The following is a 10,930-nucleotide window of genomic DNA, read 5'->3' as shown; positions in this document are numbered from 1 at the left end:
CTCGCCTCGGTGCTCCTGCACCATACGGACCGCGCGTTCGCGTACTTCGGGGGAAAACTTGTTTGATTTCTTCATGGCTCCATCTTCTCAAAGGTTGGAGCCTCCTCAATTCCCGGGGCGATTCAAACACACTGCCGTAGAACAGCGCGATCTTCGGGTTCAAGGCGCCGGTCACAAAGCCTACCCGGAATGCAGCACCCGGCCGCATCACTTGGGCCAATGCCGGGTCCGGCGCCTGGCCAGCCTGCCAGAGCTTGATGGCGAGGTATATCAGGTACAGGCCGCCGGCGATCTGTGCCGCTTGTCGTACTGCAGGGTAGGCGGTGAAAACAATGCCAACACCCGCCACCGCGAGCAAGGCCCACATGAGGGTTGCCGCCGTCATGCCCGCCACCGCGGACATGGCGGTTCCGCGTTGCCCGGCAGCCGCCAGCTGACCAATGAGGAGAAAATTGAATCCTGGCAGCATCAACACAGCCCAGTGCAGTACGGCGATGGTGGTGAGGGATGCGAGCATGTGAGAGGCTACCAATGCGCTGACCGAATCGCCAGGCTTGCAACAAAGCCCTTGCCAGCGCCAAAAAAGTTTCTCGCGAGGGAGGTTCGCCTCATACCGGCCGCAACTGCTCTTCCAGAGACCGCGTCCTTTCGGTAGCGACCGTGCCGGTGTGCAGCGTTGACTTGCGCTCTATGAGCAGGAGCTGGCACTCCTCGTCAGCGACAGGATTGTGACGGACGCCTTTGGGGACGATGAACATTTCACCTTCGCCAAGCTCCACTGCCCCGGTTTCGAGTTCAATGCGCAGATGACCCTTGAGAATAAAAAAGAGTTCGTCTTCGTCTTCATGCGCATGCCACGCTAGCGAGCCGTGAACCTTGGCGACCTTGATATAGGCGTCATCAACTTCGCCGATCACACGGGGAGACCACAATTCCACGAGGGAAGCGGCCATGTTTTTGGGAGATACAACTTTGGACACATCTACTCCTGAGCTTAGGGTTGGTGGCAAGTGGGCTGCAATTTGTCAGGTCTGCGCATGGCGGTATCTGCGCGATGCCAGATACACACCAAGCAAAAACGGCAGCGCAACCAGCACAACGCCAGGCGCCAACTCTGTGAGCCACAGGGTCAAAGACTCCAGGCGGCGGCCGCGATCCCAGTCGTCGGTCGGTATGGACCAGGCGATCAGCGCCAGCGTAAGCCAGCTTGCCAGAACAGCAAGGACAATGGTCTTCAGCGACAGGCGCCGCAATCTGAGCAGCAGCGCAGAGACAGGTACCGCGACCAGACCAAGGAGCGGCAAGACATACAAAAGGGAGATAACTGTCACGTAAACCGTCCACCCGGGGACTATGGACCAGCGTTGTGCTTCCTGCAGGAGCTTGTCGGCAACCCGGGCACTGAATTCAATATGAGAGGTCGCAAAGTTCACGGTCAACAGGCCAAGGGCTGCCAGTGCATAGGCGGCCACCAGCGGTTTGAATCCAACAGGCCGGAAAGTTTTCCCCAGCACAAGCCGCCACAGAATGAAGGGCAAAGTAACCGCCAATGTGATAGCTGCCAGTCCCCGGGGTTCGGTCATCCAGTAAAAGAGCCAGTCCAGTGCCATGCGGATACCAGTTTCAGGTGTGGCCGCAAAACTGCGGAACAGGATCGCAGTCTGCGCAATCAGGTGGTCTGCGGTTCTGGAGATTTGCCATATGGGGCAAAAGCTTACCCCAAGACAGTGCCAGCAGCCAGGGGCGCCAAACCACCCGAGACGGCAGCGCTGTGGGCCGGCGCTACGTTTTTGATAGCTGCATACGCAAATCGGTAAAGGGCTGCAGGCTGATCTCGCCTGAAGAATTAGCGCAAAGGACTCAGGATGGCGTGCGGGCGACGCCGCACACCAGATCCGCAGCGTCGTTTTCTGGCACGGCGCGCTCGTTTTTTGCACGCGCCACTTCCATGTCGCGCGGCAGCGCGATGCCATTTTTCACAGCCAGCACTTCTGCCATCACACTGACGGCGATCTCGGGTGGCGTCTTGCTGCCGATGTAGATGCCGATGGGGCCGCGCAGGCGCGCCAGTGTCGCTGGGTTCAGGCCGAAGTGTTCGGCCATGCGCTGGTGCCGGGTCTCGTTGTTGCGGCGGGAGCCGATGGCGCCTATATAAAACGCGTCCGTGCCAAGCGCCTCCATCAACGCCAGATCATCGAGCTTGGGGTCGTGCGTAAGCGCGATCACACAGCTGCGCCTGTCAGGCTTGAAAGCGGTGACCACATCGTCCGGCATGTCGCTGAGCACTTTGGCGCCTGCCACCGACCAGGCACTGCGGTACTCTTCGCGCGGGTCGCACACGGTCACCGCAAAACCGCTGAACAGTGCCATGGTGGCCAGGTATTCGGTGAGCTGGCCGGCGCCTATCAGCAACATGCGGTACTCGGGGCCGAAGGTGTTGACCAGTTCGGTGCCGCAGACACTGAGCTCGGCCGGCGCCGTGGCCAGCTCCAGCACCACCGCGCCGTCGCTCAGGCGCACGCTGCGTTTGGTCAGGCGCCCGGCCTCCAGGGCCGAGACCAGTTCCGCCAGGGCTGTGGCGTCGGGATCGTATTCCAGCAGCAATTCCAGCGTGCCGCCGCAAGGCAGGCCAAAGCGGTGCGCCTCGTCTGCGGTGATGCCGTATTTGACAAAGGTGGGCGGGCCGGACGGAATCGTTTTGCTTTCTGCGCCCGAACCGGTTGCCGCATAGGCCTGGGTGTAGCGGTAGATCAGGTCGTCTTCAATACAACCGCCCGAGACCGACCCCACCACCGCCCCGTCTTCACACAGCGCCATGATGGAGCCGACCGGCCGTGGCGATGAGCCCCAGGTGCGCACCACGGTGGCCAGCAAGGCGCGTTGGCCTGCCGCGCGCCAGTCACGCAAGGTCCGCAGCACCATGACATCGAGGTTTTCCATCTGCCTTCCTTCTTTCCTTTTACCCGGCGCTCAACTTCCCAGCCAGACAGCCACCGCCAGTACCGCGGCGCCCACCACCCAAACCCACAGCGGGATCGCCGCTGTGGCAGGCGCGGCAATTGGTGGCGTACCGGTTTCAATCTCACCCATCACCATTTTGGCCGCATAACTGTCGGGGTGCTGGCGCTGCATTTCTTCGTCAAAACGCTTGAAAAAATCTTCCGCCATGGACTTGGCCGCGCCGTCGATCAGGCGCTGGCCCAGTTGCGCCACCTTGCCGCCGACCGAAGCGTGCACGGTATATGACAGCTCGCAGCCATCGTCATTGGGCGTCAAAGTCACTTCGGCGCTGCCTTTGCCGAACCCGGCCACGCCGCCCTGCCCGTCAAACAACAGCCTGTAGCGGGCTGGCGGGTTGATGTCGGTGAGTGAAATTTTGCCGGTGAATTTGGCCGAGACCGGGCCGATTTTCAGGGCCATCGCAATCGCATACTGGTTCTCGCCGGTGGCCTCAACCTTGTCGCAACCGGGTATGCAAGCCTTGAGTACGGCGGGATCATTCAGCGCGTCCCAGGCCTGTTGTTGTGTCACGGCCAGTTGCCGGCTTCCTTGCATGTCCATTGTTTTTCCCTTTTTTTCCTGCTATTTGCCCAGTGGGCGTGAATTACTTCTTCATCAGAGCCGCGAGGCTGGCCGCGAGTTCCTCGAGCTTGCTGAGGTTGTGCACCGCCAGCATGCCGTGAGCGTGGGCATGCAACACCGCGGCGCCACGGGCCAGCGGAGCGTAGCCATCAAAACGCAGCAGCGGATTGAGCCAGAGCAAACGGCGGCTGCGCCGACGCAGCCAGCCCAGCTCGCGCGCCAGGTCGGCCGGCTCGCCGGTGTCCAGCCCGTCGCTGATGACCAGGACAATGCTGCGGCGCCCGACCAGGCGGCGTGCGTGCTGCTCGCGCAGGCTGGCCAGCGAAGCACCCAGTTGGGTGCCGCCGGCAAAGTCTTCGATCGCCGCGCTGGCGTGGGCCAGCATTTCATCGGTGTCGGCCTGGCGAAAGGCCGGCGTGAGGTCGGTCAGGTGCATGCCAAAGGCAAATACGTCGCGCTGCGGATGACGCCGTGTGGCGGCATGCAAAAAGGCCAGCAGCAGCCTGGCATAACGCTCCATCGAGCCCGACACATCGACCAGCACCAGCAAAGGCAGGGCCTGCTCGCGCCGCGCCAGCCTCGGCAGGTGTATCAACTCGCCACCGGTACGCGCGGCCTGATGCATCACTCCGGGCCAGTGCACGCGCTCGCCGCTGCGGGCGGGGCGGCTGCGGCGCGAGGCAAACATCGGCAGGGGTAATTTGATGTCGCGCGCCAGGCGCTCGACCAGCCGGTATTCGGTGGCTGACAAGGCATTGAAGTCGGCGTGTTGCAAACGTTCGATGTCGCTGGCTGTCATGACCGCGTCAAACTCGACCTTCCGGTCTTCGGTCGCGGGTTTGGCCTGCTGGCCAAAAGCCTTTTGCGGCGCCAGCGCCTCACGCACGCGCGGCCGGCGTTTGCTGGGCTCGGCCTTGCCTTCGGCACTGGGCAGAAGCTGCGACAGCAGCTTGTTGGCGACCTTCGGGTCCTGAAAATAGATGTCGAACAACTCGCGGAACACAAGGCGGTCCTGCTCGCGGCTGACCATCACCGCTTCAAACGCGGCACCCAGGTCTTCCCGCTCGCTGATGCCAACGGCCAGCGCCGCTTCCTTGGCCAGGCCAATACGCTGGCTGTCCACCTTGACGCCGGCGCGGCGCAGGGCGCGGCCAAAGCCGGCAATGTTGTCGGCGAGCTTGCCGCTTCTTGAATCACCTAAAAGCACGAACTAGCCTCATACGAGCTCACTCAGCCGCCGCCTCTTCAGGCTTGAGCAACTCCACCGCCAGCGCATGCGTGAGTGCTGCCACATCCTCACGCTGCTTGAACAGAATGCCGGCCGTGTCGGCCACCACCTCCGGGTCCACTACCAGCGTGTCGAGTGCAACCAGGGCTTTGGCCCACTCGACACTTTCTGCAATACCCGGCGCGCGCTGAAAGGCGTTGCCGAATGGAGAGCGGCGCAGGCGGTCCACGAACGCCGCGACCTGCGCGGAAAGTTGCTCACCGGCTTCAGGGACCTGGGCTCGAATGATGGCCAGTTCGCGGTCGCGGTCGGGGTAATCCAGCCAGTGGTAAAGGCAACGGCGCTTGACCGCGTCATTGAGCTCGCGCGTGCGATTGCTCGTGAGAATGGTCACCGGGTTCACGGCGGCACGCACGGTGCCGATCTCGGGAATGCTGACCTGGTACTCGCCCAGGTACTCCAGCAGAAAGGCCTCGAAGGGCTCGTCCGCGCGGTCCACTTCGTCAATCAGCAACACCGCGCCGGGCGCGGGCGCCTGCAGCGCCTGCAGCAACGGCCTTCGTATCAGGTAGCGGTCCTGATAAACCTCGCGTTCCACGTCTGCAGCTTCACTGCGGCCTTCGACTGCACGCATGTGCAACAGTTGAGCGGCGTAGTTCCACTCGTACAGCGCTTCGCGCTGCTCGAGACCGTCGTAACACTGCAGGCGTATCAGCTGCCGCTGCAGCGCCAGCGACAGCGCCTTGGCCAGCTCGGTTTTGCCGACGCCGGGCTCACCCTCCAGCAGCAGCGGGCGCTGCAGCCTGAGCGCCAGAAACACGGCGGTCGCCAGCCGGCGGTCAGCAAAATAGCCGGCGCCCTGCAGCGCCTGCATCAGGGCATCAATCGTGGGAAAAGGTGTCATCGGTCCAGTTTAATGCTTGCCACCAGACGCTATAATTTTTATAGCTGCTTGCGCCCGCGCGTAATGGGCTGGAGGCACAAATGGCTTCAATCCGTTCAGGCAGCAGCCACGACAGGCCCCCCGCCCGAACGGTTGGGCAATGTCAGGCCAGCGCCTTCGCGACGCCGCGTTGCGCCTGCACACTGATCAAATTTGCGCGGTAAGCGGCGGTGGCGTGGATGTCGCTGTTCAGGTCTGTCGCCGCTATCTTCACAGCCGCCGCCGATTCAGGTGTGAAACTCTTGCTGAGTGCTGCCTCCAGCCCGGCGTGGCGAAACACGCCACTTGACGCACCGGTGACGGCTACCCGCACACCCGTATCAAACTGCGCAACAAACACGCCAACCAGCGCAAACCGCGAGGCCGGCTGCTTGAACTTCATGTAGGCCGCGCGTTTCGGAATCGGGAAACTGACGGCTGTGATCAACTCGCCCTCTTCCAGCGCCGTGGCAAACATGCCAAGGAAAAAATCGTCGGCGGAAATCTTGCGTGTGGTGGTATGGATGGTCGCATCCAGCGCCAGCACGGCACTGGGGTAACAGGCCGAGGGGTCGTTGTTGGCGACCGAGCCGCCCAGCGTACCCATGGCGCGCACCTGACGGTCGCCAATGTTGGCGGCCAGGTCGGCCAGCGCCGGCAGTGCGGATTTGATGTCGGCATTGATGGCCACGTCAAGGTGGCGCGTCATCGCGCCAATGACGATGTTGCTGCCTTCGCGCTTGATGCCGGTCAGCTCTTTGATGCCGCTCAGGTCAACCAGCTGATCGGGGCTGGACAGGCGCAGCTTCATCGACGCCAGCAGGGTCTGGCCGCCGGCCAGGGCTTTGGCGCCGTCGGCTGTGAGCTGAGCTGCGGCAGCCAGGGAGGCGGGACGTTCCAGGGTGAAGGGATACATGAGGTTTTCTCCTTGGCTTCTGTTTATTTTTTGGCGGACAGGATGGCTTCCCAGACGCGGCTGGAAGATGCGGGCATGTCAAAGTCGATCACACCGAGCGGACGCAGCGCATCCAGCACCGCGTTAATGACGGCGGGCGGCGAACCGATGGCCCCCGCTTCGCCACAACCCTTGGCGCCCAGCGGGTTGTGGCTGCAGGGAGTGCAGAGCGTGGCCAGCTTGAAGTTGGGCATGTCGTCGGCGCGTGGCATGGCGTAGTCCATGAAAGAGCCGGTCAGCAACTGGCCGGATTCGGGGTCATACACACAGTTCTCCAGCAGCGCCTGACCTATGCCCTGCACCAGCCCGCCGTGCACCTGGCCTTCCACAATCATCGGGTTGATGATGTTGCCGAAGTCATCCACCGCCGTGAAGCTGTCAACCCGCACCACGCCGGTTGCGGGGTCAACCTCAACCTCGCAGATATAGGTGCCGGCCGGGAAGGTGAAATTGGTCGGATCGTAAAACGCGGTTTCATTCAGGCCGGGCTCCAGCTTGTCGAGCGGGTAGTTGTGCGGCACGTAGGCCGTCAGCGCCACCTGGCCGAAGGTCACTTTTTTGTCAGTGCCCTTGATGGTGAACTCGCCGTTGGCGAACTCGACGTCGGCATCGCTGGCCTCCATCAGGTGGGCCGCGATCTTCTTGGCCTTGGTCTCTATCTTGTCGAGCGCTTTCATGATGGCCGTGCCACCCACCGACATGGAGCGCGAGCCGTAAGTGCCCATGCCGAAAGGCACCCGCCCGGTGTCGCCGTGCACGATGTCCACCGCATCGACCGAGATGCCCAGGCGCGCGGCCACCACCTGCGCAAAGGTGGTCTCGTGCCCCTGGCCGTGGCTGTGCGAGCCGGTGAACACCGTCACGCTGCCGGTCGGGTGCACCCGCACCTCGCCGCATTCGAACAGGCCGGCACGCGCACCGAGCGCCCCGGCAATGTTGCTGGGCGCCAAGCCGCAGGCCTCGATGTAGCAGGAGTAGCCGATGCCACGCAGCAGGCCTTTGGCGGCCGAGGCGGTTTTGCGTTGTTCAAAACCAGCCACGTCGGCCAGTTCGTTGCCGCGCTTGAGCAGCGCGTGGAAGTCGCCGACGTCGTACTGCAGCGCCACCGGCGTCTGGTAAGGGAAGTCTTTCACGAAGTTGCGCCGGCGGATCTCGTCCTGCGCCAGGCCCAGCTCCCAGGCGGCACGCGTGACCAGCCGCTCCAGCAGATAGGTCGCCTCGGGGCGCCCTGCCCCGCGGTAGGCATCGACCGGCGCGGTGTTGGTGAACCAGGCATCGACCTCGACATAAATCTGCGGGCAGGTGTACTGGCCGGCCAGCAGGGTGGCGTAGAGGATGGTTGGCACGGCAGGCGCGAAGGTCGAAAGATACGCGCCCATGTTGGCGTCGGTATGCACCCGCATCGCCAGGAACTTGCCGTCCTTGTCCATCGCCATTTCGGCGTGGCTGGAATGGTCGCGGCCATGGGCGTCGCTGACAAAAGCCTCGCTGCGGTCCGCCGTCCATTTGATGTTGCGGTTGAGCTTTTTCGAGGCCCAGGTCAGGCAGACGTCTTCGGCATACAGATAGATCTTGGAGCCGAAGCCGCCGCCCACGTCGGGCGCAATCACGCGCACCTTGTGTTCGGGCAGGCCCATCACAAAAGCGGTGAGCAGCAGGCGTTCGACGTGCGGGTTCTGGTTGGACACATACAGCACGTATTCGTCCGTTGCGCGGCTGTAGGAGCCGATGACGGCGCGCGGCTCCATCGCGTTGGGGATCAGGCGGTTGTTGGTCAGGGCCAGCTTGGTCACGTGTGCGGCAGTCGCGAACACTGCATCGACTTGGCCCTTGTCGCCAATCGCCCATTTGTAGCAATGGTTGTCCGGCGCGGCCTCGTGCAGCGCGGTGGCTTTGGCCGCATCGGTGACACGCACCACGGCGCTCAACACCTCGTAATCGACATCGACCAGCTCGGCGGCGTTTTTGGCTTGCTCCAGCGTCTCGGCCACGACCATGGCGACATGATCACCCACATAGCGCACCTTGCCCTGGGCCAGGATGGGATGTGGCGGCTCCTTCATCGGGTTGCCGGAGGTAGAGGTGATCAGCCAGCCGCAAGGCAGGCCGTTGATCTTGTCGGCGGCGACATCTTCACCGACAAACACGTCGAGCACACCGGGCGCGGCTTTAGCGGCAGCGGTGTTGATGCTGTTGATTTTGGCGTGGGCGTGCGGTGAGCGCACGAACACCGCGTAGCTCTGGTTCGCCAGCGTGATGTCGTCGGTGTACTGGCCGCCGCCGGTCAGGAAACGGTAGTCTTCCTTGCGGCGGACGGATGTGCCAATGTTTGGCAAGTTGACAAAATCGGATGCACCCATGTGTGTACTCCTGAAAGGGGAAAGTTCTGGTGGCGGCGCGCGGGATGGCGGTGCCGAAGGCTTGCAGTTGCGGTCGCTTCAGGTCCCCATCGCGGCAGCGCCCTGCTGCACCGCCTTGACAATGTTCTGGTAGCCGGTGCAGCGGCAGATGTTGCCTTCGAGCAGCTCGCGGATTTCGCCTTCGCTGGCCTTGGGGTGGTATTTGCACAGATCCACCGCGCTCATCACCATGCCGGTGGTGCAGAAGCCGCATTGCAGGCCGTGGCACTCCTTGAAAGCCGCCTGCATCGGGTGCATGGTGCCGTCAGTGGCGGCCAGGCCCTCAATGGTAGTGATGTCGGCGCCCTCTGCCTGGGCCGCCAGAATGTTGCAGGACTTGACCGCACGGCCATTCATCAGCACCGTGCAGGCGCCGCACTGCGCGGTGTCGCAACCAACGTGGGTGCCGGTCATCTGGAGCTGCTCACGCAGCACCTGAACCAGAAAGGTGTTGGGCGGCGTCTCCACGCTTTTGGCTTTGCCGTTGACTTTGAACTGAACTTGCATGGGCGTGGCTCCTGATGGCTTGTATGTTGGCTACGGATGAACCAAATCATTGTTGAAGTGCCCCTCCCACGCCCGCCTAGGTTAAACCCTAGGAGCTTGCCAAAGCCCTCTGAAATTCTCAAAATGAAACATTCCCGGCCATTCCCGACGCCGGGCATGCAGTGGCCGGCTCTGGTAGGCTGCATCCACCGCCCGAGAACCTCATGCTGACCGTTCTTCCCCCTTCACACGACCAACGCCTGCAGCAGATCGCCCACGCGCGCCAAGCTGTGCTGCAGGATGGCAAGGGCCTGTCCGGCCTGCTGGCCGAGCCGTGGATAGAACGCTCCTGGCAGCGCTGCCTGGCCAGCGGAAAGACGCCCGACCAGGCCGTCGGCTTTGATGTGCTGTCGCCGCAAGCCCTGCGCCGCACCGAGGAAGCCAACCACGTGCTGGTGCAGGCCGCGCGCCCGGTGCTGGAAAAGCTCGGCGCCGCCATTGCCAGCACCCGCTACTTCGCCATCCTGACCAACGCACAGGGCGTGGTGGTCGATGTCAATGGTGCCATCGACAGGCGCGACAGGCGCACCGACCTGATCACCCGCATCGGCGTGGACCTGTCCGAGGACAGCGTGGGCACCACTGCCATCGGAGCTGCGCTGACAGAGTTGCAACCGGTCTGGCTGCATCGTGGCGAGCATTTTTTCAATGCCAATTCGGCCTACAGCTGCGCCGGCGCCCCGCTGTTCGGCCCCGACGGCCAATGCGCCGGCATGCTGGACCTGACCGGTGTGGACACGGTAGAACGCCCCGAACTCAAACACCTGGTGGTGCAGTCGGCGCGCAACATTGAAAATGCGCTGATCCAGAGCCGGCCGCACGATCTGCTGATTCGCCTGAATTGGACCAGCCAAAGCCTGGGCGACGACATGGATGGGCTGATCGGTCTGGACCCGGACGGCTGGGTCACTGGCGCCAACCCCGCAGCGCGGCAGATGGTGGCCGCGCTGCAGGCCGGTAGCCCGGCAGCCGTGCACTGCAGCGAGCTGTTTGCCATGCCTTACGAGATGCTGTTCGACGCCGCCAAAAGCGGCACGCTTGGCGGCCCACAGGCCATCGACGTGCCGCTGTGGTCCGGCCTGCGCCTGCACGCCCTGCCCTTGCTGCGCGGGCAGGCGGCTGCACCGGGCCGGCTGGGCAGCCGCGTTGCTGCGCCAGCACTGCCGCTCAAGGACGTGGAGACCGCGCTGATCCGCAAGGCCGTGAGCGAAGCCAAAGGCAACGTCATGAAAGCCGCCCGCGCGCTGGGCATCAGCCGCGCGACGGTTTATCGGCGACTCGGCGGCAAGGCCAAATAA

General features: G+C 63.2%; 10 protein-coding genes and 1 pseudogene. 1 reads left to right on the top strand and 10 read right to left on the bottom strand.

What is annotated here, in order from left to right; genetic code table 11:
* Nucleotides 1-181 precede the first annotated feature (181 nt).
* From H0W47_RS17190 to H0W47_RS17145, 10 genes and pseudogenes are all read right to left on the bottom strand, one after another.
* A pseudogene (locus tag H0W47_RS17190) lies at nucleotides 182-469 on the bottom strand (LysE family transporter); the annotation flags it as partial.
* Between the two features lie 139 nt (nucleotides 470-608).
* Entirely contained in the window at nucleotides 609-953 is a 345-nt protein-coding gene (locus tag H0W47_RS17185; protein WP_296926601.1) for a cupin domain-containing protein, read from the bottom strand.
* Nucleotides 954-1,025: 72 nt separating this feature from the next.
* The gene (locus tag H0W47_RS17180) at nucleotides 1,026-1,610 is read right to left on the bottom strand and encodes a hypothetical protein (protein ID WP_296926599.1); all 585 of its coding nucleotides are present in this window, start codon (nucleotides 1,608-1,610) and stop codon (nucleotides 1,026-1,028) included.
* Nucleotides 1,611-1,860: 250 nt separating this feature from the next.
* Nucleotides 1,861-2,940: an XdhC family protein gene (locus tag H0W47_RS17175; RefSeq protein ID WP_296926598.1), complete on the bottom strand. Its 1,080-nt coding sequence runs from the start codon at nucleotides 2,938-2,940 to the stop codon at nucleotides 1,861-1,863.
* A 30-nt stretch (nucleotides 2,941-2,970) separates the two neighbouring features.
* Nucleotides 2,971-3,561 carry a carbon monoxide dehydrogenase subunit G gene (locus tag H0W47_RS17170; RefSeq protein ID WP_296926596.1) on the bottom strand — a complete coding sequence of 197 codons (591 nt, stop codon included), beginning with the start codon at nucleotides 3,559-3,561 and terminating at the stop codon, nucleotides 2,971-2,973.
* Nucleotides 3,562-3,604: 43 nt separating this feature from the next.
* Nucleotides 3,605-4,789 carry a VWA domain-containing protein gene (locus tag H0W47_RS17165; protein WP_296926594.1) on the bottom strand — a complete coding sequence of 395 codons (1,185 nt, stop codon included), beginning with the start codon at nucleotides 4,787-4,789 and terminating at the stop codon, nucleotides 3,605-3,607.
* Between the two features lie 19 nt (nucleotides 4,790-4,808).
* Nucleotides 4,809-5,714, bottom strand: a complete 906-nt coding sequence (locus H0W47_RS17160; protein ID WP_296926593.1) for a MoxR family ATPase — start codon at nucleotides 5,712-5,714, stop codon at nucleotides 4,809-4,811.
* A gap of 142 nt (nucleotides 5,715-5,856) precedes the next feature.
* Nucleotides 5,857-6,648 (bottom strand): xanthine dehydrogenase family protein subunit M, encoded by a 792-nt coding sequence (locus H0W47_RS17155; protein WP_296926591.1) that lies wholly within the window; start codon nucleotides 6,646-6,648, stop codon nucleotides 5,857-5,859.
* Nucleotides 6,649-6,671: 23 nt separating this feature from the next.
* The gene (locus tag H0W47_RS17150; RefSeq protein ID WP_296926589.1) at nucleotides 6,672-9,047 is read right to left on the bottom strand and encodes a xanthine dehydrogenase family protein molybdopterin-binding subunit; all 2,376 of its coding nucleotides are present in this window, start codon (nucleotides 9,045-9,047) and stop codon (nucleotides 6,672-6,674) included.
* Nucleotides 9,048-9,125: 78 nt separating this feature from the next.
* Nucleotides 9,126-9,593, bottom strand: a complete 468-nt coding sequence (locus H0W47_RS17145) for a (2Fe-2S)-binding protein (protein WP_296926587.1) — start codon at nucleotides 9,591-9,593, stop codon at nucleotides 9,126-9,128.
* A 203-nt stretch (nucleotides 9,594-9,796) separates the two neighbouring features.
* Here H0W47_RS17145 and H0W47_RS17140 point away from each other — a divergent pair, with 203 nt between their 5' ends.
* Nucleotides 9,797-10,930, top strand: a complete 1,134-nt coding sequence (locus H0W47_RS17140; RefSeq protein ID WP_296926585.1) for a helix-turn-helix domain-containing protein — start codon at nucleotides 9,797-9,799, stop codon at nucleotides 10,928-10,930.

The organism is Polaromonas sp., assembly GCF_013817205.1.
GTDB lineage: Bacteria > Pseudomonadota > Gammaproteobacteria > Burkholderiales > Burkholderiaceae_C > Polaromonas.
The sequence above is the reverse complement of the archived record's forward strand: the minus strand, read 5'-3'. Positions and strand labels throughout refer to the sequence as shown.

Bases quoted from the DNA above. Each gene is read 5' to 3' on its own strand.
- H0W47_RS17185 (WP_296926601.1), bottom strand. From the start codon at position 953: ATGGCCGCTTCCCTCGTGGAATTGTGGTCTCCCCGTGTGATCGGCGAA.
- H0W47_RS17180 (WP_296926599.1), bottom strand. From the start codon at position 1,610: ATGGCACTGGACTGGCTCTTTTACTGGATGACCGAACCCCGGGGACTG.
- H0W47_RS17175 (WP_296926598.1), bottom strand. From the start codon at position 2,940: ATGGAAAACCTCGATGTCATGGTGCTGCGGACCTTGCGTGACTGGCGC.
- H0W47_RS17170 (WP_296926596.1), bottom strand. From the start codon at position 3,561: ATGGACATGCAAGGAAGCCGGCAACTGGCCGTGACACAACAACAGGCC.
- H0W47_RS17160 (WP_296926593.1), bottom strand. From the start codon at position 5,714: ATGACACCTTTTCCCACGATTGATGCCCTGATGCAGGCGCTGCAGGGC.
- H0W47_RS17155 (WP_296926591.1), bottom strand. From the start codon at position 6,648: ATGTATCCCTTCACCCTGGAACGTCCCGCCTCCCTGGCTGCCGCAGCT.
- H0W47_RS17150 (WP_296926589.1), bottom strand. From the start codon at position 9,047: ATGGGTGCATCCGATTTTGTCAACTTGCCAAACATTGGCACATCCGTC.
- H0W47_RS17145 (WP_296926587.1), bottom strand. From the start codon at position 9,593: ATGCAAGTTCAGTTCAAAGTCAACGGCAAAGCCAAAAGCGTGGAGACG.
- H0W47_RS17140 (WP_296926585.1), top strand. From the start codon at position 9,797: ATGCTGACCGTTCTTCCCCCTTCACACGACCAACGCCTGCAGCAGATC.